Origin of the sequence: Aeromonas sp. R7-4, assembly GCF_040908055.1 — a bacterium.
Taxonomy (GTDB): Bacteria; Pseudomonadota; Gammaproteobacteria; order Enterobacterales; family Aeromonadaceae; genus Aeromonas; species Aeromonas sanarellii.
Window position 1 is genome coordinate 37,874 of record NZ_JBFODA010000065.1, and the last position, 25,259, is coordinate 63,132.

At 66.4% G+C, this 25,259-nt stretch carries 29 protein-coding genes and 1 pseudogene; 19 read left to right on the top strand and 11 right to left on the bottom strand.

Annotated features, from left to right (window positions below):
- Nucleotides 1–48 precede the first annotated feature (48 nt).
- The 9 genes and pseudogenes from exeG to exeN all read left to right on the top strand — a co-directional run bounded on the left by exeG (nucleotide 49) and on the right by exeN (nucleotide 5,837).
- On the top strand, nucleotides 49–477 hold the full coding sequence (gene exeG, locus AB5Y72_RS18350) for a GspG family T2SS major pseudopilin variant ExeG (protein WP_216991036.1): 429 nt from the start codon (nucleotides 49–51) through the stop codon (nucleotides 475–477).
- Nucleotides 478–524: 47 nt separating this feature from the next.
- Nucleotides 525–635, top strand: a pseudogene (locus tag AB5Y72_RS18355) (prepilin-type N-terminal cleavage/methylation domain-containing protein); the annotation flags it as partial.
- A 5-nt stretch (nucleotides 636–640) separates the two neighbouring features.
- Nucleotides 641–1,192: a GspH family T2SS minor pseudopilin variant ExeH gene (exeH, locus tag AB5Y72_RS18360; RefSeq protein ID WP_042075900.1), complete on the top strand. Its 552-nt coding sequence runs from the start codon at nucleotides 641–643 to the stop codon at nucleotides 1,190–1,192.
- Between the two features lie 74 nt (nucleotides 1,193–1,266).
- A complete protein-coding gene (gene exeI / locus AB5Y72_RS18365; RefSeq protein ID WP_209794007.1) occupies nucleotides 1,267–1,611 on the top strand; it encodes a type II secretion system minor pseudopilin GspI in 345 nt (114 codons plus the stop codon).
- 44 nt (nucleotides 1,612–1,655) lie between these two features.
- Nucleotides 1,656–2,297: a GspJ family T2SS minor pseudopilin variant ExeJ gene (gene exeJ, locus AB5Y72_RS18370; RefSeq protein ID WP_042075897.1), complete on the top strand. Its 642-nt coding sequence runs from the start codon at nucleotides 1,656–1,658 to the stop codon at nucleotides 2,295–2,297.
- A 4-nt stretch (nucleotides 2,298–2,301) separates the two neighbouring features.
- The gene (gene exeK / locus AB5Y72_RS18375) at nucleotides 2,302–3,297 is read left to right on the top strand and encodes a GspK family T2SS minor pseudopilin variant ExeK (RefSeq protein ID WP_302055606.1); all 996 of its coding nucleotides are present in this window, start codon (nucleotides 2,302–2,304) and stop codon (nucleotides 3,295–3,297) included.
- A gap of 112 nt (nucleotides 3,298–3,409) precedes the next feature.
- Nucleotides 3,410–4,594, top strand: coding sequence for a GspL family type II secretion system protein ExeL (gene exeL, locus AB5Y72_RS18380; protein WP_368199388.1), 1,185 nt, complete (start codon nucleotides 3,410–3,412; stop codon nucleotides 4,592–4,594).
- Nucleotides 4,591–5,082: a GspM family type II secretion system protein ExeM gene (gene exeM, locus AB5Y72_RS18385; protein ID WP_368199390.1), complete on the top strand. Its 492-nt coding sequence runs from the start codon at nucleotides 4,591–4,593 to the stop codon at nucleotides 5,080–5,082. The genes exeL and exeM overlap by 4 nt, the downstream gene beginning before the upstream one ends.
- Nucleotides 5,079–5,837: a GspN family type II secretion system protein ExeN gene (gene exeN / locus AB5Y72_RS18390; RefSeq protein ID WP_216991033.1), complete on the top strand. Its 759-nt coding sequence runs from the start codon at nucleotides 5,079–5,081 to the stop codon at nucleotides 5,835–5,837. Before exeM ends, exeN begins: the two co-directional genes overlap by 4 nt.
- A 68-nt stretch (nucleotides 5,838–5,905) precedes the next feature.
- Here exeN and AB5Y72_RS18395 read toward each other — a convergent pair whose 3' ends face one another.
- Nucleotides 5,906–6,721, bottom strand: coding sequence for a LuxR C-terminal-related transcriptional regulator (locus tag AB5Y72_RS18395; protein ID WP_368199392.1), 816 nt, complete (start codon nucleotides 6,719–6,721; stop codon nucleotides 5,906–5,908).
- Nucleotides 6,722–6,867: 146 nt separating this feature from the next.
- On the opposite strand from AB5Y72_RS18395, the gene tyrS reads away from it, so the two are divergent.
- Nucleotides 6,868–8,136 (top strand): tyrosine--tRNA ligase, encoded by a 1,269-nt coding sequence (gene tyrS, locus AB5Y72_RS18400; protein WP_368199394.1) that lies wholly within the window; start codon nucleotides 6,868–6,870, stop codon nucleotides 8,134–8,136.
- Nucleotides 8,137–8,275: 139 nt separating this feature from the next.
- Here tyrS and yrfG read toward each other — a convergent pair whose 3' ends face one another.
- A complete protein-coding gene (gene yrfG, locus AB5Y72_RS18405; RefSeq protein ID WP_368199396.1) occupies nucleotides 8,276–8,944 on the bottom strand; it encodes a GMP/IMP nucleotidase in 669 nt (222 codons plus the stop codon).
- A 147-nt stretch (nucleotides 8,945–9,091) separates the two neighbouring features.
- Between yrfG and nudE the strand changes: the two genes are divergently transcribed.
- From nudE to AB5Y72_RS18420, 3 genes are all read left to right on the top strand, one after another.
- Nucleotides 9,092–9,700, top strand: coding sequence for an ADP compounds hydrolase NudE (nudE, locus tag AB5Y72_RS18410; protein WP_161646606.1), 609 nt, complete (start codon nucleotides 9,092–9,094; stop codon nucleotides 9,698–9,700).
- 43 nt (nucleotides 9,701–9,743) lie between these two features.
- Nucleotides 9,744–10,556, top strand: coding sequence for a 3'(2'),5'-bisphosphate nucleotidase CysQ (gene cysQ, locus AB5Y72_RS18415; protein ID WP_368199397.1), 813 nt, complete (start codon nucleotides 9,744–9,746; stop codon nucleotides 10,554–10,556).
- Between the two features lie 411 nt (nucleotides 10,557–10,967).
- Nucleotides 10,968–12,236 carry an aromatic amino acid transport family protein gene (locus tag AB5Y72_RS18420; RefSeq protein WP_368199399.1) on the top strand — a complete coding sequence of 423 codons (1,269 nt, stop codon included), beginning with the start codon at nucleotides 10,968–10,970 and terminating at the stop codon, nucleotides 12,234–12,236.
- A gap of 82 nt (nucleotides 12,237–12,318) precedes the next feature.
- Here the strand turns inward: AB5Y72_RS18420 and AB5Y72_RS18425 are convergent, their stop codons facing one another.
- From AB5Y72_RS18425 to metJ, 3 genes are all read right to left on the bottom strand, one after another.
- Nucleotides 12,319–12,657: a tRNA-binding protein gene (locus AB5Y72_RS18425; protein ID WP_216991026.1), complete on the bottom strand. Its 339-nt coding sequence runs from the start codon at nucleotides 12,655–12,657 to the stop codon at nucleotides 12,319–12,321.
- A gap of 84 nt (nucleotides 12,658–12,741) precedes the next feature.
- Nucleotides 12,742–13,500 (bottom strand): AraC family transcriptional regulator, encoded by a 759-nt coding sequence (locus tag AB5Y72_RS18430; RefSeq protein ID WP_325782860.1) that lies wholly within the window; start codon nucleotides 13,498–13,500, stop codon nucleotides 12,742–12,744.
- 35 nt (nucleotides 13,501–13,535) lie between these two features.
- Complete coding sequence (metJ, locus tag AB5Y72_RS18435; protein WP_005327165.1) at nucleotides 13,536–13,859, bottom strand: met regulon transcriptional regulator MetJ; 324 nt, start codon at nucleotides 13,857–13,859, stop codon at nucleotides 13,536–13,538.
- 307 nt (nucleotides 13,860–14,166) lie between these two features.
- Between metJ and metB the strand changes: the two genes are divergently transcribed.
- Nucleotides 14,167–15,345, top strand: a complete 1,179-nt coding sequence (gene metB, locus AB5Y72_RS18440) for a cystathionine gamma-synthase (protein WP_325782861.1) — start codon at nucleotides 14,167–14,169, stop codon at nucleotides 15,343–15,345.
- Nucleotides 15,345–17,798 (top strand): bifunctional aspartate kinase/homoserine dehydrogenase II, encoded by a 2,454-nt coding sequence (locus AB5Y72_RS18445; RefSeq protein ID WP_325782862.1) that lies wholly within the window; start codon nucleotides 15,345–15,347, stop codon nucleotides 17,796–17,798. The genes metB and AB5Y72_RS18445 overlap by 1 nt, the downstream gene beginning before the upstream one ends.
- 67 nt (nucleotides 17,799–17,865) lie before the next feature.
- On the opposite strand, the gene AB5Y72_RS18450 is transcribed toward AB5Y72_RS18445, so the two are convergent.
- Nucleotides 17,866–18,555, bottom strand: coding sequence for an LrgB family protein (locus AB5Y72_RS18450; protein WP_223924184.1), 690 nt, complete (start codon nucleotides 18,553–18,555; stop codon nucleotides 17,866–17,868).
- Entirely contained in the window at nucleotides 18,548–18,949 is a 402-nt protein-coding gene (locus AB5Y72_RS18455; protein ID WP_223924182.1) for a CidA/LrgA family protein, read from the bottom strand. Before AB5Y72_RS18455 ends, AB5Y72_RS18450 begins: the two co-directional genes overlap by 8 nt.
- A gap of 128 nt (nucleotides 18,950–19,077) precedes the next feature.
- On the opposite strand from AB5Y72_RS18455, the gene AB5Y72_RS18460 reads away from it, so the two are divergent.
- Nucleotides 19,078–19,959 carry a LysR substrate-binding domain-containing protein gene (locus AB5Y72_RS18460; RefSeq protein ID WP_325782863.1) on the top strand — a complete coding sequence of 294 codons (882 nt, stop codon included), beginning with the start codon at nucleotides 19,078–19,080 and terminating at the stop codon, nucleotides 19,957–19,959.
- On the opposite strand, the gene AB5Y72_RS18465 is transcribed toward AB5Y72_RS18460, so the two are convergent.
- From AB5Y72_RS18465 to AB5Y72_RS18475, 3 genes are all read right to left on the bottom strand, one after another.
- Nucleotides 19,956–20,822, bottom strand: a complete 867-nt coding sequence (locus tag AB5Y72_RS18465) for a hypothetical protein (protein ID WP_325782864.1) — start codon at nucleotides 20,820–20,822, stop codon at nucleotides 19,956–19,958. The two genes, AB5Y72_RS18460 and AB5Y72_RS18465, sit on opposite strands and share 4 nt — an antisense overlap.
- Before the next feature lie 151 nt (nucleotides 20,823–20,973).
- Entirely contained in the window at nucleotides 20,974–22,401 is a 1,428-nt protein-coding gene (locus AB5Y72_RS18470) for a PLP-dependent aminotransferase family protein (RefSeq protein WP_325782865.1), read from the bottom strand.
- 130 nt (nucleotides 22,402–22,531) lie between these two features.
- The gene (locus tag AB5Y72_RS18475) at nucleotides 22,532–22,669 is read right to left on the bottom strand and encodes a hypothetical protein (protein ID WP_368199401.1); all 138 of its coding nucleotides are present in this window, start codon (nucleotides 22,667–22,669) and stop codon (nucleotides 22,532–22,534) included.
- Between the two features lie 136 nt (nucleotides 22,670–22,805).
- Between AB5Y72_RS18475 and AB5Y72_RS18480 the strand changes: the two genes are divergently transcribed.
- The 3 genes from AB5Y72_RS18480 to AB5Y72_RS18490 are packed head-to-tail and all read left to right on the top strand — an operon-like array spanning nucleotide 22,806 to nucleotide 24,497.
- Entirely contained in the window at nucleotides 22,806–23,273 is a 468-nt protein-coding gene (locus AB5Y72_RS18480; protein WP_325782866.1) for an OsmC family protein, read from the top strand.
- Nucleotides 23,274–23,290: 17 nt separating this feature from the next.
- A complete protein-coding gene (locus tag AB5Y72_RS18485) occupies nucleotides 23,291–23,740 on the top strand; it encodes a rhodanese-like domain-containing protein (RefSeq protein WP_325782867.1) in 450 nt (149 codons plus the stop codon).
- Nucleotides 23,730–24,497 carry a GNAT family N-acetyltransferase gene (locus AB5Y72_RS18490; RefSeq protein ID WP_219143496.1) on the top strand — a complete coding sequence of 256 codons (768 nt, stop codon included), beginning with the start codon at nucleotides 23,730–23,732 and terminating at the stop codon, nucleotides 24,495–24,497. The genes AB5Y72_RS18485 and AB5Y72_RS18490 overlap by 11 nt, the downstream gene beginning before the upstream one ends.
- 68 nt (nucleotides 24,498–24,565) lie before the next feature.
- On the opposite strand, the gene ybaK is transcribed toward AB5Y72_RS18490, so the two are convergent.
- Nucleotides 24,566–25,036, bottom strand: a complete 471-nt coding sequence (gene ybaK / locus AB5Y72_RS18495) for a Cys-tRNA(Pro) deacylase (RefSeq protein WP_325782868.1) — start codon at nucleotides 25,034–25,036, stop codon at nucleotides 24,566–24,568.
- Between the last annotated feature and the right edge of the window lie 223 nt (nucleotides 25,037–25,259).

The window sequence follows — 25,259 nt, forward strand, 5'->3', positions numbered from 1 at the left end:
CACTTTCTGATGGCCCGCGCCATCTCATTCGTTAGGGAGTAAGTAGTAATGCACAGTCGTCATCGCGGTTTTACCCTGCTGGAAGTCATGGTGGTCATCGTGATCCTCGGGATCCTGGCCAGCCTGGTGGTCCCCAACCTGATGGGCAACAAGGAGAAGGCGGATCAGCAGAAAGCCGTCTCCGACATAGTGGCGCTGGAAAACGCCCTGGACATGTACAAGCTGGACAACAACCGCTACCCGACCACGGAGCAGGGTCTGGATGCCCTGGTCAACAAGCCGACCGCATCTCCCGAGCCGCGCAGCTACCGGGACGGGGGCTACATCAAGCGCCTGCCGCAGGACCCCTGGGGCAACCAGTACCAGCTGCTGAGCCCGGGCCAGTTCGGCAAGATCGACATCTTCAGCATGGGGATGGACGGGGAAGCCGGGACCGATGACGACATCGGCAACTGGAACCTGAAGGATTTCCAATAAGTGATCCCGCCGCGTCGCGCTCACCCCGTCACCCCGGAGCTGCCTGAATGAAGGTGGCCTCCTCTGCCCGTCGCCAGTCCGGCTTCACCCTGCTGGAGGTGTTGCTGGTCGCCATGTTGATGGGACGGCTCGAGGCTACCGCCATGCAGTTGGGGCTGGCGCCATGAAGCATAGTCGCCATGCCGGTTTTACCCTGCTGGAAGTTCTGCTGGTGGCCATGCTGATGGGGCTGGTGGCCACTGCCGTCACCCTCAGCATGGGGGGCGCCAGGGGGGATCGGGAACTGGACAAGCAGGCGCGCCGCTTCATGGCGACCCTGCAGCAGGCGCAGGAGTATTCGGTTATGGATGGCCGGCTGCTGGGGCTGAGGGTCGAGGAGAACGGCTGGCAGTTCATGTCCCGCGCGGCCAAGGATCGCAAGTGGCAGGCGCTGACCGGGGACAAGCTGCTGGGGCCGGTGCAGCTGCCGGAGGGGATGACCCTGGCGGTGGAGCTGGAAGGCTTCAACTGGCGTACCGAGTCGGACGAGCGCCAGGAACAGGGCCGTGCCGAAGAGGAGCGCACGCCCCAGATCTTCGTCTTCCCGGGGGGGGAGCTCACCCCCTTCGTGCTGACCCTGAGCCAGCAGGACGAGGACCTGGAGTACCTACGCACCGTCAGGGGGGACGAGTTCGGTCGCCTCTCCCTGTTGCAGGATGAAGAGGAAGAAGAGTGAGGGGCACCAGGCACACAGGCGGCGTTCGGGTTTGCCGCACCTCTCTGGCGGGTGGCCCCGGCAGGGGGCGCGGCATGACGCTGCTGGAGGTCATGGTGGCCCTGGCGGTGTTCGCCATCGCCGGGCTGGCGGTGATGAAGACCGCCAGCGAGCACCTCTCCGGCCTCAATTATCTGGAGCAGAAGACCCTGGCGACCTGGGTGGTGGAGAATCAGCTGGTGCAGCAGAGGCTTGAGGGCAAGTGGCCGGGAGACAGCTGGGTGGAAGGGGACGAGGAGATGGCCGGACAGACCTGGTACTGGCGCTATCGCGGTGTCGCCACGGCGGACAGCAACTTCAGGGCGCTGGACATGGAAGTGCGCACCGCGCCCAAGGCAGAGAGCCCGGTGGCCATGATCCGGACCTATCTCAGCCGATGAACATTCATCAACGTGTCTCCATGATCCGGAGCCGGTGTCAGCCGATGAGCCAGAGCAACACCCGCCCATCGTGCCACAGTGGCTTTACCCTGCTGGAGATGCTGGTGGCCATCGCCATCTTCGCCACTCTGAGCCTAGGGGCCTATCAGGTGCTGCAAGGGGTGCTGACCAGCGACGAGGTGGCCAAGCGCAAGGAGGCCCGCCTCTCCGAATTGCAACTCGCCTTCAGCCTGCTGGAGCGGGACGTCACCCAGATGGTGCCGCGCAGCGGTCGCATCGACGGCGAGAACAACAAGGTACTGCTGGCGGCGTCGCGCTTCGGCCAGCAGAGCGACGACTGGGGCATGGCCTTCACTCGCGGTGGCTGGCTCAATCCGGATGGCATGCTGCCGCGTTCCGGACTGCAACGGGTGGGCTGGCGGCTCAAGGGGCAGACCCTGGAGCGGCTGAGCTACCTCTATCCGGATCCGGCCATCGGCACCGAGCCGCGCATCCAGCCCGTGCTGACCGGGGTGACGGCGCTGCGGCTCTACTTCTATGACAGGGGGCAGTGGAAGGAGGAGTGGACCCAGCGCGACCTGCTGCCTTACGGGCTGGCGGTGGAGCTGGAGCTGGAGGATTACGGCATCATACGTCGCCAGTTCCTGATAGGGGCCGGTGGCCAGAGGGCCGAGAATGGCGGTTAGACCAATGACAAGCCCCGCCAGGCAGGGGGGCATGGCTCTGCTGGTGGTGCTGCTCATCCTGTCGGTGATGGTGATCGTCGCCAGCAACATGAGCGGCAGGTTGCAGCTGGAATTGCGGCGTACCGCCAACCTCACCCTGGGCAAGCAGGCCTGGTGGTATGCCATGTCGGCGGAGGCGCTGGTGATCAAGGCGCTGAACCAGGACTACAAGGATGATCCGGACCGGGTGAGCCTGGGACAGCACTGGGCGCGGGAGGACGGGGTCTTCCCGGTGGAGGATGGCACCCTGTCCGGCCGGGTGCGGGATCTGCAATCCTGCTTCAACCTCAACAGCCTGAGCGTGCCCCTCAGGGAGGGGGAGAACGGCGACGATCTCGAGTCCCAGCCCTACCAGTTCAAGGCGTTCCGCGCCCTGTTGGCCCAGCTCGAGGTGGACGAGTACGAGGCGGTGCAGTTGACGGACGCCATCCGCGACTGGACCGACAAGGATACCCAGCTGGTCTCCAGCAACGGGGCCGAGGATGCCTACTACGAGGGGCTCAATCCCCCCTATCTGGTGGCGAACCAGCGGATGCTGGGTACGGACGAATTGCGGGCCGTGCGCGGGGTGAGCGGTGCGCTCTACGCGAGGCTCGCCCCCTATGTGTGCGCCCTGCCTAACGACAAGCTGGTGGTGAACATCAACACCATCAAGCCGGAGCAGGCGGCCCTGCTGGTGGGGCTCTACCAGGGCAGGATATCCCTCGACGATGCCAGACAGGTGCTGACCAACAGGCCCAGGAAGGGGTGGAAGAACAAGCAGGAGATGACGGAGCAGTTCCAGGTCCAGCCGGGTGCCATCACCGGGCTCGACGGGGCCCTGGACATCAAGAGCAGCTTCTTCGAGGCCCATCTGCTGGCGGAGGTGGGGGAGACCCGGGCCAGGCTCGAGACCGTCTTCCAGCGTGGCAAGGACAACAAGCTGGTGATGCTGCGCCGCCTGAGCGGCGGCGCCGAATGACAGGGAGAGGACGGGACAGACCCGTCCGTCCCGCCCCTTATCCAGATTGCAGCCCAAGGCTGCGACCCCGCCCGGCGACCTTATGCCGGCGGGCATGGCAGGAGAATGATTTGTGAGCGAGAGTCTGGTCATCCGTCTGGGGACCCATGCACAGCAGCCGGTGCACTGGCTGGTGTGGTCGACGCAGGAGCAGGAGATCATCGCCTCCGGCACCCTGGCCTCGGCCCATGCCCTCGGCGAGCTGCAGGAGCGTGCCGGCGGTCGCCCCGTGGTGACCCTGGTGCCCGGCAGCGATCTTATCTTCCGGCGGGTCAGCCTGCCGGGCAAATACAGCCGCCAGAGTGCGGCGGCCCTGCCCTATCTGCTGGAGGAGCAGATCGCCTCCGACGTGGACGAGCTGCACCTGGTGGTGCTGGGCCATCAGGGTCAGGACGTGGATCTGATGGCGGTAGACAGGGCGAAGATGCAGACCTGGCTCGACTGGTTGCAGCAGGCGGGGCTCAAGACCCTGCAGCTGCTGCCGGACGTGTTGGCGCTGCCGCTGGCCGACGATGGCTGGTCCGCCCTGCAACTGGGTGAGGAGTGGCTGGTTCGCCAGGGGCCCCGTCAGGGCATAGTGGCGGAGGAGTCCCTGCTGGCCATGCTGCTGGCGGCCCAGCCCGAGCCCGTCACCCTCCACAGTCATACCCCCATCCCCGCCATGGCGGCCGGCAACTGGCAGGCGGCCGATCCCGAACTGCCCATGCTGCTGCTGGCGAAAGGGGCGCTCGCCTGTCAGGCCAACCTGCTGCAGGGGGCCTATCGTCCCCAGACCGAATACGCCCGCTACTGGTTGCAGTGGCGCAAGGTGGCCCTGCTGGCGGGGGGGCTGCTGCTGGTGGCCCTGGCCCAGCGCGGCGTGCACCTCTATCAGCTGGCGGAGCAGGACAAGGCCCTCAAGGCGGAGATCCGGCAGGTCTACACCCGGATCTTCCCGGGGGAGAGCCGCATCGTCAACGTGCGCAGCCAGATGACCCAGCACCTCAAGTCCCTGGGGCAGGCTCCCCAGGACGGCGTCCTGTTGTTCTTGACCGAGCTGGCCCCGGTGTTTGCCGAGGTGCCCGGCCTCAAGCCCGAGGTACTGCGCTTCGATGCAGCCCGGGGCGAGCTGAGGTTGCAGGTGACGGCCCCCGGCTTCACCGAGATCGAGCGTTTCCGCGAGCTGGCGGGCAAGCGCTTCGAGGTGCAGCAGGGTGAGGTGCGAAGCACCGAAGGCAAGGTCGAAGGGGCGCTGGTGCTCAAGGGGAGATCGTCATGATGGACAAACTGCAAGGCTGGTGGCGCGGCATCAGCGGCCGCGAGCAGCGGCTGGTGGCGGTGGGGGGCAGCGTGCTGCTCATCGGCCTCTTCTATTGGGCCATTTGGCAGCCCGTGGCCAGCCGCATCGCCGAGCGGGAGCGGCAGGTGGTGAACCAGCAGCAGACCCTGGCCTGGCTCAAGGAAAAAGGACAGGAGGTGCTGGCGATGCAGGGTGGCCAGGGCCGCCAGATCGATACCGGCGGCACTCTGGACGGGGTGGTGAACCGCACCGCCTTCAACCAGAAGATCAAGATTGCCCGGCTGCAGCCCCAGGGACAGGAGCTGCAGGTGTGGATAGACACTGTGCCGTTCGACGATCTGCTGATCTGGCTCGCGACCCTCTCCGATCAGTACGGCGTCCAGGTGCAGATCATCGAGGTGGCCCGCGAGGGGCTGGCGCCCGGGCTGGTCAAGGTCAGACGTTTGCAGTTGAGTCGTTCCCAATGAAGCGAAAAATAGTGATCGCCAGCCTCTTCCTGCTGGCCTATCTCGGTTTCCTGCTGGCCCAGTTGCCCGCATCCCTGGTGGTGCGCCACCTGCCACTCCCCCCTAACCTGGTGCGGCTGGAGGGGGTGAGCGGCACCCTCTGGAGCGGTCAGGTCGCCCGTCTGCAATACGCCAGCGAGTCGCTGACCCAGGTGCGCTGGGAGCTGAACGGCTGGTCCCTGCTGCGCCTGGCGCCCGAGGTCTCGGTCCGCTTTGGCGAGCGCGGCGGCCTCAACGGTCAGGGGGTGGTCGGCTGGAGCGGCACCGCCTTCGGCCGCGACATCACCCTGAACGCGCCGGCCTCCTGGGTGTTGGGGCGGGTGCCGATGAGGCCGCCCTTCCCCCTGACGGCGGGGGGCCAGCTGCAGCTCAAGATCGATCAGTTTGCCCAGGGTAATCCCTGGTGCGACAACCTCTATGGCGACCTCCACTGGTATGAGGCGCAGGCGGACACTCCGGCGGGCAAGCTGGCGCTGGGGGATCCCGAGATCAAGCTGACCTGCCTCGACTCCCGGCTGGTGGCCGAGATCAAGCAGGGCTCGGAGGCGGTGCAGGTGCTGGGCAAGCTGGAGCTGCAGGCCAATCGCCAGTACCTGTTCCAGGGCACCCTCAAACCCGGGCCCGAGCTGCCGGACCAGATGAAGCAGGGACTCCCCTTCCTCGGCCAGCCCGATGGTCAGGGGCGTTTCCCGCTGCGCTATCAGGGTCGCATCTGACGGCTGTGACGGCTGTGACGGTTGTTTTGGCACTATGAACACCACCCCGCCCTGGCGGGGTGGTGTCGTTATGGGGCCGTGCCGCTTGGCACCGTGATCAGGTGGTTGAGAAAGAAGTGGAACAGTTCGGCCCGGGAGCGCAGGTGCAGCTTGGCGTAGAGGTGCTTGCGGTGATTCTTCACCGTGCCGCTGCCAATGCCGAGCTCGGCGGCAATGGCATCGGTGTCCAGCCCCTGCAGCAGCAGGCCCGCCACCTGGTGCTCCCGCCGGGTGAGGCTCTCGCTCCCCAGACTGGCGATGGCCTGCGCCACCGTATCCTTGAGGTCGACGCCACCCGGCAGGGACGGGCTCAGCGCCAGCCGCGGCGTCTCCTCTCGCCAATGCTGGCGGCACAGGGAGTGCACCAGCGGAAACAACGCCTCCAGCCGGGCCAGCTCGTCCCGGCCGAGGGAACTGCGCTTGTCGAGCCGCCCCAGAAACAGCATCAGGGTCAAGCCGGCGCGCACCGGCAGGATCAGCCCCACCTCCTCCTGCCAGCCGGTGGCCTGGTAGAAGTGGTGGCGATACTCGGGGTCCAGCCGCCCCCGCGACACTTGTGCCAGGGTCCAGACCCCGGCACCCAGCCCCTGCTCCAGCGCCTGCATAAAGGGATCCTGGCTGAAGTGGCGGGTGAGGTAGCGGTCGAACAGCAGGGCTCGCTGGTGGTGCAGGTTGTCGTAGAGGTAGACGGGGCGCAGCCCCACCCCGAGCAGCAGGGCGCAGTCGAATGCCACCTGCTGCTGGATGAGGTGCACCAGGGCCGCCGGGAAGCCGCTGCCGTGCAGGGCATCGACGGCGGCGGTCAGGCCTGGGGTCAGGGTATCCTTGGCAGGAGACGGGGGCATGGCGATGGGCTCCGGGTGGCTGGGCTGGCTACCCACTATGGCCGGATGCTAGCACGGGAGTGACAAAACTGTCCCCTAGGGGACATATTCGGTGCAGGCCAGAGCGGCGAATATGTTGGCTTTTCCCCCTGCTGTTGGAGTCTTCCATGATCAATCCCCATCTGCTCGACGAGCTCACCCGACGCGGCCTGGTGGCCCAGAATTCCGACCCGGCGGCGCTGCGCGATCACCTCGCCACCCCGCGCACCGTCTACTGCGGGTTCGATCCCACCGCCGGCAGCCTGCACATCGGCCATCTGGTGCCACTCCTGATGCTGCGCCGCTTTCAGCTGGCGGGCCACACCCCGGTGGCGCTGGTGGGCGGTGCCACTGGCCTGATCGGCGATCCCAGCTTCAAGGCGACCGAGCGCAACCTCAACAGCGCCGAGACGGTGCAGGGCTGGGTGACCAGCCTGTCGGGCCAGATAAGAGCGCTGCTGCCGGCGAGCGAAGGGCTGGCGGCGCCGCGGCTGGTGAACAACGCCGACTGGATGGGGCAGATGTCGGCCCTCGACTTTCTGCGGGACATCGGCAAGCACTTCTCGGTCAACGCCATGCTGGCCCGGGAATCGGTGCGCCAGCGGCTGGCCCGCCCGGATCAGGGCATCTCCTTTACCGAGTTCTCCTACGCCCTGCTGCAATCCCAGGACTTCGCCGTGCTACACCTGCGCCTCGGCTGCACCCTGCAGATCGGCGGCAACGACCAGTGGGGCAACATCACCAGCGGCATGGATCTCACCCGCCGACTGCATCAGGCGCAGGTCTATGGCATGACGCTGCCCCTCATCACCAAGGCGGACGGCACCAAGTTCGGCAAGACCGAGGGGGGCGCAATCTGGCTGGATCCGGCGCTCACCTCCCCCTACGCCTTCTACCAGTTCTGGCTCGGCACCGCGGACGAGGATGTCTACCGCTTCCTGCGCTACTACAGCTTTATGCCGCTGGCCGAGATCGCCGCGCTGGAGGCGGACGATGCCAAGCGGCAAGGGCGCAAGCTGGCCCAGCAGGTGCTGGCGGACGAGTTGACCGAGCTGGTACACGGCAAGGGGGCGCTGGCGGCGGTGCGGCGCATCAGCGAATTGCTGTTCAGTGGCGACGTGGCCCGCCTTGGGGAGAGCGATCTCGCCCAGCTGGCGCAGGATGGCCTGCCTTGCAGTCACATCGCGGGGGAGACGGATCTGGTGACCCTGCTGGTGGAGAGCGGTCTGGCGAATTCCAGGCGCATCGCCCGGGAGCTGCTGGCGGCGGGGGCCGTCAGCCTCAACGGCGAGATCCGCCGGGATGAGCAGCTCACCGCCGACGATCGGCTGTTCGGCCGCTACCTGCTGCTGCGCCGGGGCAAGAAGCAGTATCGGCTGGTGGCGTGGCGGGACTGAGTCGACCCGGGATCGACAAGGGCTGCCCTGGCAGCCCTTTTGTTTGCCCGCTGCCCGCTGGGTCGGCGGCAGCCATCCGGCGTAGTCGCGGAGCATAATGGGATGGGGAAGGCGGTGAGCTTTGGTTCCCCTGTTGGCGTCACACGGCCAGCGGCAATAACTCGGCGTAGTCGCGGATCGCGGGGAAGGCGGTGATGCGCTGCTCGGGCTGGCAACTGTCCGGATTCTGGATGGCGAGCTGGTAGCCGATGCCGTAGTCGGCGGCGGCGCGCAGGATCCGCTCGCTGTCATCCACGAACAGGGTGCGGGCGGGATCGAACGCCAGCCGTTCGGCGAGTGCCTGCCAGCAGTGCTGGCTCTCCTTGGACCAGCCGAGATCGTGGGTGCTCACCATGAGATCGAGGTGCTCGGCGAGGCCGAGGTGCGCATCCTTCACCGACAGGCTGGCGGGGTGGGCATTGGTGAAGAGCACCAGCTGCTTGCCCGCGGCCCGCAGTGCGGCCAGGAAGGGGAGGACGTGGGGCCGCCACTGGATCTTCGCCAGGATCTCCTGCTTGAGGGCGCGGATGTCGAGCCCCAGCGTGTCGCTCCAGTAATCCACGCAGTACCAGTCGAGGGTGCCGCTGACGGCGTGATAGTGCGCCTCGATCTGCGCCCTGGCCTCGGCCAGCGGCAGGCCGAGCCGCTCGGCGTAGCGTTCCGGCACCAGGGTCTGCCAGAGGTGGGTGTCAAAATGGAGATCGATCAGGGTGCCATCCATATCGAGCAAAACGGTATCTATCTGGTGCCAGGGCAGGGGAGTCGACATGGGGCCTCGCGATGTCTGTGGGGGAGGGGAAAAACGGGGGGGCATTATAACGGATTTTTCGGGCATCTTTCCCGCCCTTGCCCCGTGGTGTTCACCCGGGGAGTCGTTTACTCTTGAAACACGATTTTTAACGAGCAGTCAGCCCCGATGAGCGATCCCCACAAGCGCAACCCCGTGCACCTCAGTGCCGAGACCATGGCGCACGACAAGAGCAAGCCCGAGATCCTCAAGGCCGAGATCGTGGCCGAGAGCCGCTTGTTCAAGGTGGAGTCCCTCCACCTGAAATTCTCCAACGGCGAGGAGCGGGTCTACGAACGGATGCGCGGCGGCAACAGAGGCGCCGTCATGGTTGTGCCCCTGTTCGATGCCCATACCCTGCTGCTGGTGCGCGAGTACGCGGCGGGCACCCACTCCTACGAGCTGGGCTTTCCCAAGGGGCTGATCGATCCGGGGGAGAGCGCCATCGAGGCGGGCAACCGGGAGCTGATGGAGGAGGCGGGCTTCGGGGCGAGCAGCCTGACCCTGCTCAAGCAGGTGTCGCTGGCGCCGGGGTATTTTTCCAGCCGGATGGACATCCTGCTGGCGTGGGATCTCTACCCCGAGCAGCGGGTCGGCGACGAGCCCGAGCCCCTGGAGGTGATCCCCTGGCCCCTCAACCGGATCGACGAGTTGCTGGCGCGCCCCGATTTCAGCGAGTCGCGCAGCATCAGTGCCCTGCTGCTGGCCCAACGTTGGCTGGCGGAGCAGCAGGATTAGCCCGTTCAGGGCGGTTAGGCAATCAGAGACAGAGGGAAGCACCATGCAGGAGTTGTTGGCCTGGATACCTGAGGTCAAGGCGATCGCCCGCGAAGCGGGGCGGATCCTTCACGAGATCTACCGTGGCGGCCAGTTCGAGCGCCAGTTGAAGGAGGATGCGACCCCGGTCACCAGTGCCGATCTTGCCGCCGACGCCTACCTCAAGCAGGCGTTGTCGGCGCTCACTCCCCATGTGCCCGTGCTGACCGAAGAGGCGGCAGACATCCCCTTCAGCCAGCGTGCGAACTGGCGCCAGTACTGGCTGGTGGATCCCCTCGACGGCACCGGCGAGTTCATCGCCGGCAGCGGTGACTTCGCCACCCTGATCGCCCTGGTACGGGACAATGTGCCCGTGCTCGGGGTCATCTATGCCCCCGAGTCGGACCTGCTCTACTGGGCGGTGCGCGGCCACGGCGCCTTCAAGGAGGCGAATGGCGAGGTGCGCCCCATCAGCGCCATGCACCATGAACACGATCAGCCCGACTCCCTGGTGGTGGCCATCAGCCGCCGCCAGAAGCTGGAGAACCTGACCCGCCGTCTCAATCCGGCCATCCACTACGAGCTGATCCCGCTCGGCTCCAGCTCCCTCAAGTCCTGCCTGGTGGCGGAAGGCGTGGCGGATTGTTACGTGCGCCTCGGCCCCACCGGGGAGTGGGACACCGCCGCCGCCCAGTGCATCGTGGAGGCGGCCGGCGGCCGCATCCTCAACCTGGCGCTGCAACCGCTGAGCTACAACGAGACGGAGTCGCTGGAGAACCCGGACTTCATCGTGATGGGGGACCCGGATCTCGCCTGGGGACGCATTCTGGCCCACTGACGGGTCGACAATCTCGTTGGGAATGCAATCAGGCGACCACAGGGTCGCCTGATTGCATTGGTGTGATCCACTGGGTGGCCATGGGGATTTCAGGGAGATTCGCTAGTGATGGCGATAATGGCAGTGGATCATCACATCCAATCTGGCCGCACTGGCATAAATTTCAGTTAATTCTGAAAACATACACTTCATCGAAATAAAAAATCGACGTGGGTTTTAATTTTGGTTTTATATTCCTAGTTTTTGGTTTGTATCAGGATTAATTGAATAATCCGGGTTGAAATTCCCTCCCAATCTCACTGGTGGAACAGGGCTTTGCCAGTGAGATCTGCCAGCCTCCATTTTTGAGAATTAAATGCTAAAGGAGCACAATTTTTTTAGGTTTTAATACTGCATAAAAGTGATTTATCGATGAGTTTATCTGCAGAGGTCTCGCGGGAGCTGTCCGGTTCCCCCTCCACCATGGCCAGCACCGGCTGGCGTCGCCACGATACCCACTGGGTCATCAGCCTGTTCGGCACCGCCGTCGGCGCCGGCATCCTGTTCCTGCCCATCAACCTGGGTCTGGGGGGGATCTGGCCCCTCGTCATCGTCGCCGTGCTGGCTGGCCCCATGACCTTCCTGGCCCACCGCGGGCTGGCGCGTTTCGTGCTCTCGTCGTCGCGCCCCCAGGCCGACTTCACCGAGGTGGCCGAGGAGCACTTCGGCAAGATGGCCGGGCGCCTCATCTCGGCGCTCTATTTCCTATCCATCTTCCCGATCCTGCTCATCTACGGCGTCGGGCTGACCAACACGGTGGAGAGCTTCATGGTCAATCAGCTCGGCCTGGCCTCCCCGGATCGGGTGATGCTCTCCGGTGTGCTGGTGTTCGCCATGATCGCCGTGATGCTGGCCGGCGAGAAGGCGATGCTGCGGGCCTTCGCCGTCATGGTCTACCCGCTGGCGGCGATCCTGCTGGCCCTCTCCTGCTACCTCATTCCCCAGTGGCAGTGGCCGGAAATGACCGCCTTTGAAGGCGCTGGCTTCCTCAACACCGTCTGGCTGGCGCTGCCGGTCACCGTCTTCGCCTTCAGCCACGCCGCCGCCATCTCGGGCTTTGCCAACGTGCAGCGCCGGGAATACGGCGAGCAGGCGGAGGCCAAGAGCGGCCTGATCCTGCGCAACACCACCGTCATGCTGGTGGGCTTCGTGCTGTTCTTCGTCTTCTCCTGCGTGCTGAGCCTCTCCCCGGCCCAGCTGGCCGAGGCCAAGGCCCAGAACGTCTCGGTACTCTCCTATCTCGCCAACATCACCGACAACCCGGTGATCGTGACCCTGGGGCCGCTCATCGCCTTCATCGCCATCAGCTCCTCCTTCCTCGGCCACTTCCTCGGCGCCCGCGAGAGCCTGAAAAGCCTGATCGCCAAGCCCACCGGCCTGTCGCTGGCCAAGGCGGACAAGCTCGGCATCGCCCTGATGTTCTTCGCCATCTGGGGCGCCGCCGTCATCAACCCGGGTATTCTGGGGCTGATGGAGACCCTCTCCGGCCCCGTCATCGCCATGATCCTCTTCATCATGCCGGTGGTGGCCATCTACAAGGTGGAGGCGCTGGCCCGCTTCCGTCACGGCTGGGTCAACGGCTTCATCCTGCTGACCGGCGCCCTGGCGGTCTCTGCCCTGCTGTTCAGCCTGCTGAAATAAGCGTGCCAGTCAGCATCAAGGAAGAGAGGCGACCCCGGGGTCGCCTCTCTTGCCTCTGCTCTCTGGTTGCCTTGCCGTTGTCTCACCCCAGCTTGGCGCCGTTCTCCACCGCCTGTTCGGGGATGGCGATCACCACGGCGCCGTCCGTCCGGTAGAAGCCGGTCAGCAGAAACTCCGACTGGATGGGGCCTATCTGCTTGGGGGGAAAGTTCACCACGGCGACGATCTGGCGCCCCACCAGATCCTGTGGCCGATAGAGGTCGGTGATCTGGGCGCTGCTCTTGCGCACCCCAAGCTCGGGGCCGAAATCCGCCCACACCTTGTAGGCGGGGCGGCGCGCCTCTGGGAAGGGTTCGACCCGCACCAGGGTGCCCACCCTGAGCTCCACCATCTCGAAATCCTGCCAGCTTATGGTCTGCATCTTGGCTCCTCGTTGCCCATACCTTGCATGAGCCTCAGCATGCCTCGAATGCCTGGGGATTGTCTTCGGCAAAGAGCCGACCGGTTACGGCAGGCGGCCGTTTTGCTGGCGCCAGAGGGAAGGGGTCAGTCCGGTCTCGGCCAGGAAGCGCTCGCCGAAGGCTCCCTGGTTCTGGTAGCCGCAGCGGCTGGCCACCTCGCCTATGGGCAGGGCGGTCTGGGTCAGCAGGGTGCGGGCCAGCGCCATGCGCCGCGTCCTGAGGTAGTGGGAGACGCTCATGCCCACCTGCTGGCGAAAGGCGTGCTTGAACTGGCTCTGGCCGAGGCAGGCGATGGCGGCGAGCCGCTCGTTGGTGAGGGGGTCTGCGAGGTGCGCTTCCATATGGCGCTGCACCTTGGCGATACGAGGGGCTATGCGGGGGGCGACGGCGGGGCCCATGCCGCGTCCCTCGGTCAGCAGCCCCAGCCACACCTGATCCATGCCGGTCACGTGGCGCCCCTCGGCCACCATGCGGTGCAGGAAGGCGAGGTAGTGGCGCTGGGCGTCATCCAGCTCGACGAAGGGGTGATCCCCCAGGGCCTCCGGCAGCCAGTGGCTCTCCTGCACCAGAAACGCGTGCACCGGGTCGGCGGCGTAGTCGTGGCGAAGGCCGGGGGCGATGATGCAGGCAAAACCCGGGGCGAGGCGGCGCCCCTGGCCCTGCACCTCGATCTCGAGGGGGCCGTCCAGGGGGATCACCAGCTGGGCATGGTCGTGGCTGTGGCTCTGCATGTCGCTCTGGTAGCGGCGCAGGCTGAAAGGGGAGGCGGCAGATAAGCATGACGCGGCACCGGGCCGCGTCATCGAAGGGAAAGCATCGTTTGCCATGGGCAGCCGGATCACTCGGCGTCGAAGTCTTCGATTTCCTTGCCCAGTGCTTCCATGATGGCGCGGGCCTCGGCGGGGACGCTGTCCGGGTGATCCTTGCGCAGGTCGTCGTCGCAGGGCAGCGGCTGGCCGGTGAAGGCGTGCAGGAAGGCTTCGCAGAGCAGCTCGCTGTTGGTCGCATGACGCAGGTTGTTCACCTGGCGACGGGTGCGCTCATCGGTCAACACCTTCAGCACCTTGAGCGGGATCGAGACGGTTATCTTCTTGACCTGTTCGCTCTTCTTGCCGTGCTCTGCATAGGGGCTGACGTAGTCGCCGTTCCACTCTGTACCCATGTTCCACCTGTAGTCGTTTGGCCGTGAGCGCGGATTTTAACCCTTAAGGATCTCAATGGCAATCCAACGGCAAAGCCATTTAGACGTCTAGAAGTGTTGACGGCTTTTTTAAGCTGGCGTAGTGTGGAGCACCATGGGCCGGCAGTCCGGCCAGCGAAAATGAGAGCGGGCCGGGGGCGTAACGAGACGGCCCGGCTCCGGCAACCCATCAAGGAGAGTGACATGACCCACAAGGCCACCCTGGCGGTACGTTGTATCGGAAATCGACGCGGCTCAACCGCACAGTCACAGCGCCAAGGAGAGCACCATGAGTCATAAGGCCACCCTGGCGGTACGCACCGGGATTGAGACAGACCAGCAGCACGGTGCCGTGGTGCCCCCCATCTACCTCTCCAGCAACTACACCTTTGCCGACTTTGGCGAGCCTCGTCAATACGACTATGCCCGCTCCGGCAACCCGACCCGCACCAATCTGGCGGACGCCCTGGCGGCGCTGGAAGGGGGCGCCGGCGCCGTGGTGACCGGCACCGGCATGGGGGCCGTTCACCTGGTGACCACGGCCCTGCTCAAGGCGGGGGATCTGCTGATCGCCCCCCACGACTGCTACGGCGGTACCTGGCGCTTGTTCGAGTATCTGGCGGCCAAGGGCCACTACCAGGTGCAGTTCGTGGATCAGGGGGACGAGGCGGCGCTGGCCGCCGCGCTCTCGCAGAAGCCCGCACTGGTGTGGGTGGAGACCCCCTCCAACCCGCTGCTGCGGGTGGTGGACATCGCCGCCATCGCCGAGGCTTCCCACGCGGCGGGCGCCCAAGTGGTGGTGGACAACACCTTCCTCTCCCCCTTGCTGCAACAGCCGCTGGCCCTCGGCGCCGACGTGGTGGTCCACTCCACCACCAAGTACATCAACGGCCACTCCGACGTGGTGGGCGGGGTCGCGATCGCCAAGGAGCCCGCGCTGGCCGACTCCCTGGTGTGGTGGGCCAACTGCCTGGGGCTCACCTCCGGGGCGTTCGACTCCTACCTCACCCTGCGCGGGTTGCGCACCCTGGCACCGCGCCTGCGTACCCATCAGGAGAACACGGACCGCATCCTCGCCTTCCTGCAGCAGCAGCCCCTGGTCAAGCGCATCTATCACCCCAGCCTGCCGAGCCATCCGGGCCACGAGATTGCGCGCCGTCAACAGTCCGGCTTCGGCGCCATGCTAAGTTTTGAGCTCGATTGCAACGAGGCGGGGCTGCGCGCCTTCCTCGCGGCGCTGCGCCTCTTCTCGGTGGCGGAGTCCCTCGGCGGGGTGGAGAGCCTGGTGGCCCACCCGGCCAGCATGACCCACAGGGCCATGACCCCGGCGGCCCAGCAGGCGGCGGGCATCAGCGCCCAGTTGCTGCGCCTGTCGGTCGGCATCGAACACGGTGAGGATCTGGTAGCCGATCTGGCCCAGGGCTTTGAACAGGCGCAGTTGGCACAACAGGCACAACAGGTGAAGTAATGGAACAACAACAAGGAGAGTGTGTGGTGGCGACAGAGGCAGTCTTCAAACGGCGCCATGTGCACAAGTTCGGCGGCAGCAGCCTGGCGGATCCGGTCTGCTATCGCCGGGTCGCCGCCATCATAGAGCAGCAGGCGGGTGGTCATGAGCTGGTGGTGGTCTCCGCCGCCGGCAAGACCACCAACCGGCTGATCCAGCTGGTGGAGCTGGCCGAGGCGGGGGACGAGGCCGCAGGGGAAGCCATCACGGCCCTGCACGCCTACCAGCAGAGCCTGATCGACGGCCTGCTGGAGGGGGAGCTGCTGCTCTCTCTCAGCCAGCAGCTGGCGGATGACATGCAGCTCATCGCCAAGACCCTGGAGGGGCAGTTCGACCGCTTCGAGCGCAACGGCCTGCTCGCCTTTGGCGAGGTGTGGTCGGCGCGCCTCTTGGCCGCCCTGCTCACCAGCCGGGGGGAGCCGGCCGCCTGGCTCGATGCCCGCAGCTTCCTGCGCGCCGAGGGCGGCGCTCTGGTCAAGGTGGATACCGCCCTCTCCAGCGAGCTGCTCAAGGCCCGCCTGGCGGAGCATCCCGGCCGCATAGTCGTGACCGGCTTTATCGCCGCCGACATGGAGGGGCGCTCCCTGCTGCTCGGGCGCAACGGCTCCGACTACAGCGCGAGCCTCTTGGCAGCGCTGGCGGACGGCGAGTCCACCACCATCTGGAGCGACGTGGCCGGAGTCTACAGTGCCGACCCGCGCCGGGTGAAGGAGGCTCGCCTGCTGGAGCGCCTGAGCCTGGCCGAGGCGAACGAGCTGGCGCGGCTCGGCTCCTCGGTGCTGCATTCCCGCACCCTGCAGCCGGTGGCCGACAGCCGCCAGCGCCTCACCCTGCGCTGCAGCTACAACCCGGATGAGGGCTGCACCCACATCCTGCGCCGGGCTCCGCGCTCCGGCGGTGCCCGCATCGTCTCCTCGGTGGATCAGATCGCCCTCATCGAGCTCAAGGTGCTGCCGCAGACCCATTTCGATCAGACGGTGGCGGCCATCGAGGCCCATCTGGCCCGCCACCGCCTCCATCCGCTCACCCTGCAGCGCCAGCCGGATCGCCGGGTGCTGCGCCTCGCCTACACCCTGGAGGTGGCGGAAGGAGCCTTCGAGGTGCTACGGGACTTCCAGTTGCAGGGCAACTTCACCGGCCTCATCCAGAAGGAGGGATACAGCCTGGTGGCCCTGGTGGGAGCCGGCGTCACCGACAACGCCGAACAGTGCCACCGCTTCTACCAGTTGCTGGCGGATCAGCCCCTGGAGTTCGTCCAGGTGGCCAAGGACGGCCTGAGCCTGGTGGCCGTGCTGCGCCAGATCGTGCTGGAGCCGCTGCTCATCGCCCTGCACAGCGCCCTGTTCAGCCGTCCCACCCGGGTCGGACTGGTGGTGTTCGGCAAGGGCAACATCGGCGGTCACTGGCTGGGGCTCTACGCCCGCGAGAAGGCGCGCCTCGAGCACGAGCTCAATCTGGCGCTCACCCTCTACGGGGTGTTCAGCTCGGAAGGGGGGTTGCTGGACGAAGAGGGGCTGGACCCGCTCAAGGTGCAGGACAATTTCGCCCCCAAACCGCTGATCTGGCCGGAGCTCTTGTCCCAGCTGGAGCAGCACGGCTTCGACGCCCTGATTGCGCTGGACCTCACCGCGAGCGAGACGGTGAGCCGCTACTACCCGGACTTTGCCCAGCTCGGCATCCACATCATCGCCGCCAACAAGTTTGCCGGCGCCGCCGACAGCGAGTTCTACCAGCGCATCAAGCAGACTTGCCGCGACCACCAGGTGCAGTGGCGCTACAACGCCACCGTGGGGGCCGGCCTGCCCATCCAGTCCAGCATCCAGATGTTGCGTCAGAGCGGCGATCGCATCCAGGGGGTCTCCGGCATCTTCTCCGGTACCCTCTCCTGGCTGTTCCAGCAGTATGACGGCACCCGTCCCTTCTCCGAGCTGGTGGACGAGGCCTGGCAGCACGGCCTGACCGAGCCGGATCCCCGGGAGGATCTCTCCGGCCAGGATGTGCGCCGCAAGCTGCTCATCCTGGCGCGGGAGGCGGGTTTCGAGCTCGACTCCGCCGACATCGAGCTGGAGAACCTGGTGCCGGTGGCCCTGCGCAAGGTGAGTGCGGATCAGTTCATGGACAGGCTCAAGGAGCTGGATGATCCCATCCTGACCGCCTTCGAGGGGGCGCGCCGGGTCGGCAAGGTGCTGCGCTACGTCGCCCGCTTCGAGCACGACGGCAAGGCCCGCGTCGGGCTGGAGGCGCTGGAGCCCCACCACCCGTTCGCGAACCTCTTGCCCTGCGACAACGTGTTCGCCATCGAGAGCGACAGCTATCGCACCAACCCCCTGGTCATCCAGGGGCCGGGGGCGGGTCGCGAGGTGACGGCGGCGGCCATTCAGTACGATCTGTGGCAGATCTGCGCCAGCCTCTGAGGCTGCATGACACGACGCAATGAGAAGAGGCGCCCCTGGGCGCCTCTTCTGCTATCGGGTGGCGGGGTTACCAGAACAGCCGCCCCAGCAGGGGGGCGAGCAGCACGGTGGCCATGCCGGCGATCATCATCACCATGCTGGAGACCACCCCCTCCTCGTTGCCCATCTGATAAGCCTTGGCGGTGCCGGCGCCGTGGGCCGAGGCGCCGAAGCCCGCCCCCTTGCCGAGGCGGCTGCGGATGGCGAGCACGGTGAGCACGCTCTCCCCCACCGCCATGCCGATCACCCCGGTCAGCACCACAAACAGGGCGGTGAGATCGGCGTTGCCCCCCACGGCTCGGGTCGCCTCCACCGCGAAGGGGGTGGTGATGGATCTCATGGCCATGCTGCGCTGCAACAGCTCGGAGAGGTTGAGCCAGCGGGCCAGCAGCACTGTGCTGCCCACCGCCATGACCACGGACGCCACCACCCCCACCGACAGGGAGAGCCAGTGGCGGCGCATCAGTCGGCGGTTCTCGTAGACGGGCACCGCGAAGGCGACGGTGGCCGGGCCCAGCAGCCAGAGCAGCCAGCGGGACTCGGCCATGTAGTCCCGGTAGGGGATGTGGAACAGCATCACCACGGCCACCAGCAGGGTCGGGGCCAGCAGCAGGGGCATCAGGGGCAGGATGCGCTTCCTGCCATAGAGCCACTTGCTGGCGTAGTAGAACAGCAGGGTCAGGGCGAAGCAGAGCAGGCCGAGCAGGGTATCAGACATGGCGGCGACTCCGGCGGGCCAGCCTCAGTTCGAGGCGATAGACCCTGTCCACCACCAGGGCCGTGGTGCCGAGCACCAGCACCGTGCTGACGACCAGCACCACCATGATGCGCCACCCCTCCTGCAACAGCAGCTCCTGATAGTTGACCACGGCCACCACGGCGGGCACGAAGAAGAGCAGCATCTCCGCCAGCAGCCAGCGGGCCCCGGCACTGAACCACTGGGCCTTGACCACCCCGAGCAGGATGCAGACCAGCAGCAGCAACATGCCGGTGAGGTTGGCGGGCAGCGGCAGGTGCAAGGTGCGCACCGCGATGTCGGCCAGCAGCCAGATGGCCGCCAGCAGGGCGATTTGGAAGGGGGTTTGCAACCAGCGAAGGCAGAGGGTTTTCATGGCGAGCGTCTTTCTGTGAACCTGGTCACAGTATAGAGAGGGCCAAAACCTGCAAAAAATGAATTTAAATTATCAAATTCATGCCAAATAGGCATGATTGCTCCAGCCATCCCCGTCAAGAGAGCACCATGGATATCCGAGCCCTGCGTTACTTCGTCGAACTGGTGCGGGAGCAGAGCTTCACCCGCGCCTCCGAGAAACTGTTCGTCACCCAGCCCACCATCAGCAAGATGATCCGCAACATGGAGGAGGAGCTGGGCCAGCCCCTGCTGAGCCGGATGGGTCGCCGCTTCACCCTGACCGACAGCGGCCAGGTGTTGTTCAACCGGGCCCAGACCATACTGGCCGAGATGCAGCAGCTGGAGGCGGAGCTGGCGGATCTGCAGAGCCTGCAGCACGGGCGCCTCGCCCTCGGCATTCCCCCCATGGTGGGCCATGTCTATGCGGATCTCATCCGCGCCTATCGCAGCCGCTATCCAAACGTGGAGCTCTCCATCGTGGAGTATGGCGGCCGGCGCATCGAGCAGGCGGTGCTGGAGGGGGAGCTGGATCTCGCCATCACCATGCTGCCGACCAGGGAGGGGGGCGCCCTCTGTGCCCTGGATCTGGACAGCTACCCCATCCGGGTGGTGCTGCCGGACCTGCCCCGCTGGCGCGTGTGCCGGGAGATCCGGCTGGAGGCGCTGCGGGACGAGCCCTTCCTGCTCTACACCCGGGCCTTCACCCTGAGCGAGCGGCTGGAGCAGGCCTGCGAGCAGGCGGGATTCGTGCCCCAGGTGGCGGCCCGCAGCAGCCAGTGGGACTTTCTCACCGCCATGGTGCGCAGCGGCATGGGGGTCGCCTTCCTGCCCGAGCCCATCTGCCGGCGGTTGACGCCGGACGGCCTGGTGCAAAGACCCCTGGTGCCGGAGCTGAGCTGGCGGCTCGGGGTGATCTGGCCGAGCGATCGCTACCTCTCCCGCACCGCCGAGGCCTGGCTGGCCCTGTGCCGCGAAGAGGGCGGGGGCTAGTCCTGCCGGACGCCCCGAGCGGGGGTGTCATGATGGCCGATGCCAAAGTCGTCCCGGGCCGGATCATAGAGGTAGGCCTTGTAGTCGACCCCGGTGCCGGGCAGCAGGGGGTTGGTCAGCCTGAACATCTGCCGTGACGCCAGCCGGGTGAAGGCCAGGGAGGGCTGGAAGTGCTGGCGCCAGAGTCGCTTGAGGGAACCGTCCTCCCAGGCCAGTTGCAGGCCGAGCCACAGGCGCTCTCGCTCCTTGCCGTAGGTCGCATGGCTGTAGAAGGCGTGGATCAGCGGGTAGAAGAGGGTCAGATGGCGGTCGACGGCCAGCTCGGGCAGGGCGGGGTGGTGACGCTCCCACTCCGTCAGTATCTCGTTGGCGCCGCGGCAGAAGAGGTCGACCCGGCCGCGGGCCACCAGGCGAAACAGCGACTCGTAGTTGTCCACCTCATGCACCCTGAAGCCGTTGTGACGCAGGATGTCCGCATCACGCCACCCCTTGCCCACCCCCTGGCTGAACCCCTGCAACTGGCTCAGGGAGCGGACGCCGGCCAGCGCCCGCGCGCTCTCCGGGCCGACGAAGCAGACCCGGTAGCTGAGAATGCCGAGATCGATGGGGAAGGGGAGCAGGCTGACCTCGGGATGCGGCCGCTCCTGGGGCCAGCTGTCGACGATGAAGAGTGCGCTCCTGCCCGGTTTCTGCACCTCGAGCCGCATTCTCGCCTTGTTCATCCTGACTGAGTCGAGCAGCTCGTAGTCACCGTATTCGGGGCGGGTCTTCTCCAGCGCCAGCTGCATCGCCGCACGGTAGTAGTCCATGCGGGCATCCTCACTGCTTTCCGGGCCGATCAGCGTGTATCGGGTGGCCGCCATCGGGGAGGACGGGAGGGTGAGCGCGAGGAGGAGGAAGAGGAGTCGGTGCATCTGGGCCGGGTTCTGCAGCGTCGTTGCGCCCAGTATAGTGCGGCCTCCCCCGTGGACCCAGCGCTATCGGGCCCTGGCACCTCTGACCTGTTGGGGGTGGTCAGACGGAGCGCATGAGCTGACCCAGGTGGCGACATAGTTGGCGCAGGGTCTGGTTGTCGAGGCTGGCGAAGCCGAGCAGCCAGCCCTCCCTCTCGGGGGCGGCGAGGTGGAACTGGTGCAGGGGGCGCAGCCCCAGCCCCCTGGTGTTGGCGATCTCTGTCCAGCGCGCCTCGCCGCCGGGGGGCAACTGCACGGCACACTGCAGGCCGGCACCGCTGTGGATGGGGGTGAGGGCGGGACAGTGCTCGGCCAGTTCCGCCAGCAGCAGGTCCCGCCGGCTCTGGTAGACGAGGCGGCTCTGGCGCAGGTGGGTGGCGAAGTGCCCGCCCCGGATGAAATCCGCCGTGACCGCCTGCTGGAACTGGTTGCTGTGGCCATCGACCGCGGCCCGGGCCCGGCTGAAGGCCTCCATCAAGGGGCGCGGCAGCACCAGATAGGCGAGGCGTAGCGAGCCGAACAGCACCTTGCTGAAGGTGCCCACATAGAGCACCCGCCCCTGGCCGTCCAGCCCCTGCAGGGCGGGAAGCGGTCGCTGATCGTACTGGTACTCCCCGTCGTAGTCATCTTCCAGGATCCAGGCGCCGTGGCGCTCGGCCTCCCGCAGCAGCGCCATGCGGCGGCTCAGGCTCATGGGCACGCCGAGGGGGTACTGGTGGGCCGGGGTGCAGTAGATGAGCTTGGGCCTGGGGTGAGCCCCCGCCGGTTGCAGACCCTCCTCGTCCACCGGTACCGGATGGATGCGGGCCCCGGCGCTCTCCATGGCGGTGCGGGCCCCCGGATAGCCGGGGTCCTCCACCCAGACGGTGTCGCCGGCGTCGATGAGCAGCTGGGTCGCCAGCAGTATGCCCTGCTGGGAGCTGGTGAGGATCAGGATCTGATCCGGCTCGCACACCACGCCGCGGGACTGCACCAGGTAGCTGCTGATGGCGGTGCGAAGGGCGGGCAACCCTTGCGGATCCCCGTAATTCATCCAGTCACAGGCGCGCTCGCGCCACTGCTGCTGCATCAGTCGGCCCCAGAGCGCCTGGGGGAAGAGGCGGGGATCCGGCTGGCTGGAGGCAAAGGAGCGGCCCACCTCGGGCACGTCGTGGCAGGCCCCCCCGTCGGCCATCTCCTGGCCACGGCGGGAGAGGCCCGCCGCAGACTGGGCCGGGCGCGGCGCGGGGCGCACCGCCGCCAGGGCGACGAAGCTGCCGGCCCCCACCTTGCGCACCAGATAGCCTTCCGCCTCCAGCCGGCCATAGGCCAGCTCCACCGTGCTGCGGGAGACGCCGAGATCCCGGGCCAGGGTGCGGCTCGCGGGCAGCCGGCCGTGCAGGGGCAGGTGGCCCGCCAGAATCGCTTCCCTAAGAGTGCGCACCAGCTGTTCGTGGAGCGGCAATTCGCCGTGCGGTTGATTGGCAAAGAGAGTCGGCAGAACAGTCATGGCTGGCCCCCTCCGTGCTGGGGCAGGTGCCCCCTCCATCCGGACATCGCTTCCCGCAGGGAGCGCACCCGCTGTTCGTGGAGTGGCAGCTCGCCGTGCGGTTGATTGGCAAAGAGAGTCGGCAGAACTGTCATGGCTGGCCCCCTCCGTGCTGGGGCAGGTGACCCCTCCCTCCGGACATCGCTTCCCGCAGGGAGCGCACCCGCTGTTCGTGGAGTGGCAGCTCGCCCTGTGCCTGGCTGGCGAAGAGCGTGGGCAGCACTGTCATGAGGGGCTCCATCGGAATGAAATTGGTCTGCCTATATTGGCGAAATTGGTCGGCGTGGCAAGGCCATTTTGTCGCTACATTGGTGGACAGGCAGTGACGCCCATTGGCGGCACTATTGGCAACAGAAGGAGTCTGCATGTCGGAATACAGCGCCACCATCAGCTGGCAGCGGGGGGCTGGCGAGCCCTTCGTCGATCAGCGTTACAGCCGGGCCCACGAGTGGGCATTTGATGGCGGGGTCAGGGTGCCGGCCTCCTCTTCCCCCCAGGTGGTGCCTCTGCCCTGGTCGGTGGCCGAGCACGTGGACCCGGAAGAAGCCTTCGTCGCGGCCCTCTCCAGTTGCCACATGCTCACCTTCCTCTGGCTGGCGGCGAGGGCGGGGTATCTGGTGGAGAGCTACCGGGACGAGGCGGTCGGGCTCATGGCAGAGAACGGGCAGGGCCGCCTCGCCATGACCCGGGTCACCCTGCGTCCCAGGGTGGTCTTTGGGGGCGAGCACAAGCCCACCTATGACGAGTTGGCGCAACTGCACCATCAGGCCCACGAGGAGTGCTTCATCGCCAACTCGGTCAACACAGTCGTCACCACAGAAATAGCGCTCTAATCACAAGGAGATTCAGGATGAGTCATGTATTGCGTACCGGGGTGGCGAGCCCCGTGGAGGCCAGCGCCTTCTTCGAGGCCCAGTTGAAGTTTCGTACCGACCCGGCGGATCTGGCCGCCGACCTGCTGGCCGGGGAGGCGGGTGAAGGGGGCCGCATAGTGGTCATCGACACCCGCTCCCCCGAGCACTATGCCGAGGGGCACATTCCCGGTGCCCTCTCCTTCCCCCACCGTACCATGAGCCCGGCCACCACAGCGGGGCTGGCGCGGGACAGGGTCTATGTCTGCTACTGCGACGGCATCGGCTGCAACGGCTCGACCCAGGGGGCCTACAAGCTGGCGGCGCTCGGATTCGAGGTCAAGGAGCTGATCGGCGGCCTGCACTGGTGGCGCCAGGACGGTTTCGCCGTCGCCACCGGCAGCGAACCCGGCGTCTTGCTGGAGGGGGGGATCGCCTGTGCCTGCTGATACCTGCCCGAAGGGGGATGCCCCCGTCATCAACCGCTTTGGCCAGCCCCTGGGACAGGCGCTCCCCGAGTGGCGCGGCGCCGAGTTCCCCCCTCATCGGGTGCTGAGCGGCTGGGGCTGCCGCCTGGAACCGCTCGATCCAGAGCGCCACCTGGCCGATCTGTGGCTGTCATTCAGTGCAGACAGCGGGGCCATGTGGACCTATCTCACCAGCGGCCCCTTCACGGACGAGGCGGCCATGGGGGCCTGGCTGCGAGGGGTCGCCGCCAAGGCCGATCCCCAGTTCTATGCGATCAAGGATGCGGGGAACGATCGGGCGCTGGGGCTTGCCAGCTACCTGCGCATCGACCCCGCCGCGGGCAGCATGGAGGTGGGCTGGCTGCACTTCTCGCCGGCCCTGCAGCAGTCGCGGCTGGCGACGGCGGCCATGGCGCTGATGATGGCCAATGCCTTTGCCCTGGGATACCGGCGCTACGAGTGGAAGTGCAACGCGCTCAACTGGCCTTCGCGCCAGGCGGCGCTGCGCCTCGGTTTCAGCTATGAGGGAACCTTCCGCCAGGCGCGGGTGGACAAGGGACACAGCCGGGATACGGCCTGGTTCTCCGTCATCGACGGCGAGTGGCCCGCCCTGCAGCGCTGCTTCGCGCGCTGGCTGGACGATGCCAACTTCGACGAGACCGGACGCCAACGGCTGCGGCTCTCCGAGCTGACCGCCGCCTGCCGCGCCAGGGGTGATGTGGCCGGTCCGGCAGACTGATAAGCGTGGCAGACCCATGACGCGAGAGAGGCCCCGGATGACGGGGCCTCTCTCGTGCACGCCGCTGCTCAATCGTGATGGTCCCCGATGGGAGCCGCTATCCACTGCAGCAGGCGCACCATGTCCTCGGGCGCCACCCCGACGGAGAGGCCGCGCTTGCCGCCGCTCACCAGGATCTCGTCAAACGCCATGGCGGAGTTGTCCAGTACTGTGGGCAGCAGTTTCTTCTGGGCCAGCGGACTGATGCCGCCCACCTTGTAGCCGGTCAGCTTCTCGGCCTCCGCCGGCTTCATCATCTCCACCTTCTTGAGACCTGTGGCCTTGGCGAGCTGCTTGAGGCTGCACATGCCCGATGACGGGACTATGGCGACCACCGCCTGCTTGTCGTGATGGGCGAGCAGGGTCTTGAACACGCGCGCCTCGGGCAGGCCGAGCTGGGTCGCGGCATGCTTGCCGAAATCGTCGTGGGCCTCGCACTCATAGGGGTAGAGCTTGTGGGGGATCTTCAGCTTCTTCAGCAGGTTGATGGCGGGTGTCATGGGGTCTCCTCGAACCGTGGCAAGGCCAGACAGTCTGCGCCCGGGAGCCAGATGTGGCAAGTGTCAGCCTTTCCCCCCATGGGGGCCGCTGTTAGCGTAACCGGATGCCGGATCCTATGATCTGAGCTCTTGTTCCCGCATTCCACCGCGATGCGACGGCGATCGAAAGGAATCGTAGCCATGAATACCCCAGCAATCCGCTCTCGCGATATCGACGCGTTCG

What these genes read in the sequence shown, in the direction of transcription:
- exeJ (WP_042075897.1), top strand. Translation starts at nt 1,656, where the DNA reads ATGAGCCAGAGCAACACCCGCCCATCGTGCCACAGTGGCTTTACCCTG.
- metJ (WP_005327165.1), bottom strand. Translation starts at nt 13,859, where the DNA reads ATGGGTACAGAGTGGAACGGCGACTACGTCAGCCCCTATGCAGAGCAC.
- ybaK (WP_325782868.1), bottom strand. Translation starts at nt 25,036, where the DNA reads ATGACACCCGCCATCAACCTGCTGAAGAAGCTGAAGATCCCCCACAAG.
- nudE (WP_161646606.1), top strand. Translation starts at nt 9,092, where the DNA reads ATGAGCGATCCCCACAAGCGCAACCCCGTGCACCTCAGTGCCGAGACC.
- AB5Y72_RS18465 (WP_325782864.1), bottom strand. Translation starts at nt 20,822, where the DNA reads ATGGCGGCCACCCGATACACGCTGATCGGCCCGGAAAGCAGTGAGGAT.
- AB5Y72_RS18420 (WP_368199399.1), top strand. Translation starts at nt 10,968, where the DNA reads ATGAGTTTATCTGCAGAGGTCTCGCGGGAGCTGTCCGGTTCCCCCTCC.
- AB5Y72_RS18480 (WP_325782866.1), top strand. Translation starts at nt 22,806, where the DNA reads ATGTCGGAATACAGCGCCACCATCAGCTGGCAGCGGGGGGCTGGCGAG.
- AB5Y72_RS18395 (WP_368199392.1), bottom strand. Translation starts at nt 6,721, where the DNA reads ATGCCCCCGTCTCCTGCCAAGGATACCCTGACCCCAGGCCTGACCGCC.
- AB5Y72_RS18460 (WP_325782863.1), top strand. Translation starts at nt 19,078, where the DNA reads ATGGATATCCGAGCCCTGCGTTACTTCGTCGAACTGGTGCGGGAGCAG.
- exeI (WP_209794007.1), top strand. Translation starts at nt 1,267, where the DNA reads ATGACGCTGCTGGAGGTCATGGTGGCCCTGGCGGTGTTCGCCATCGCC.
- AB5Y72_RS18450 (WP_223924184.1), bottom strand. Translation starts at nt 18,555, where the DNA reads ATGTCTGATACCCTGCTCGGCCTGCTCTGCTTCGCCCTGACCCTGCTG.
- AB5Y72_RS18470 (WP_325782865.1), bottom strand. Translation starts at nt 22,401, where the DNA reads ATGACTGTTCTGCCGACTCTCTTTGCCAATCAACCGCACGGCGAATTG.
- exeK (WP_302055606.1), top strand. Translation starts at nt 2,302, where the DNA reads ATGACAAGCCCCGCCAGGCAGGGGGGCATGGCTCTGCTGGTGGTGCTG.
- tyrS (WP_368199394.1), top strand. Translation starts at nt 6,868, where the DNA reads ATGATCAATCCCCATCTGCTCGACGAGCTCACCCGACGCGGCCTGGTG.
- AB5Y72_RS18445 (WP_325782862.1), top strand. Translation starts at nt 15,345, where the DNA reads ATGGAACAACAACAAGGAGAGTGTGTGGTGGCGACAGAGGCAGTCTTC.
- cysQ (WP_368199397.1), top strand. Translation starts at nt 9,744, where the DNA reads ATGCAGGAGTTGTTGGCCTGGATACCTGAGGTCAAGGCGATCGCCCGC.
- AB5Y72_RS18475 (WP_368199401.1), bottom strand. Translation starts at nt 22,669, where the DNA reads ATGACAGTGCTGCCCACGCTCTTCGCCAGCCAGGCACAGGGCGAGCTG.
- AB5Y72_RS18430 (WP_325782860.1), bottom strand. Translation starts at nt 13,500, where the DNA reads ATGACGCGGCCCGGTGCCGCGTCATGCTTATCTGCCGCCTCCCCTTTC.
- AB5Y72_RS18425 (WP_216991026.1), bottom strand. Translation starts at nt 12,657, where the DNA reads ATGCAGACCATAAGCTGGCAGGATTTCGAGATGGTGGAGCTCAGGGTG.
- metB (WP_325782861.1), top strand. Translation starts at nt 14,167, where the DNA reads ATGAGTCATAAGGCCACCCTGGCGGTACGCACCGGGATTGAGACAGAC.
- exeG (WP_216991036.1), top strand. Translation starts at nt 49, where the DNA reads ATGCACAGTCGTCATCGCGGTTTTACCCTGCTGGAAGTCATGGTGGTC.
- AB5Y72_RS18455 (WP_223924182.1), bottom strand. Translation starts at nt 18,949, where the DNA reads ATGAAAACCCTCTGCCTTCGCTGGTTGCAAACCCCCTTCCAAATCGCC.
- exeH (WP_042075900.1), top strand. Translation starts at nt 641, where the DNA reads ATGAAGCATAGTCGCCATGCCGGTTTTACCCTGCTGGAAGTTCTGCTG.
- exeN (WP_216991033.1), top strand. Translation starts at nt 5,079, where the DNA reads ATGAAGCGAAAAATAGTGATCGCCAGCCTCTTCCTGCTGGCCTATCTC.
- AB5Y72_RS18485 (WP_325782867.1), top strand. Translation starts at nt 23,291, where the DNA reads ATGAGTCATGTATTGCGTACCGGGGTGGCGAGCCCCGTGGAGGCCAGC.
- exeM (WP_368199390.1), top strand. Translation starts at nt 4,591, where the DNA reads ATGATGGACAAACTGCAAGGCTGGTGGCGCGGCATCAGCGGCCGCGAG.
- yrfG (WP_368199396.1), bottom strand. Translation starts at nt 8,944, where the DNA reads ATGTCGACTCCCCTGCCCTGGCACCAGATAGATACCGTTTTGCTCGAT.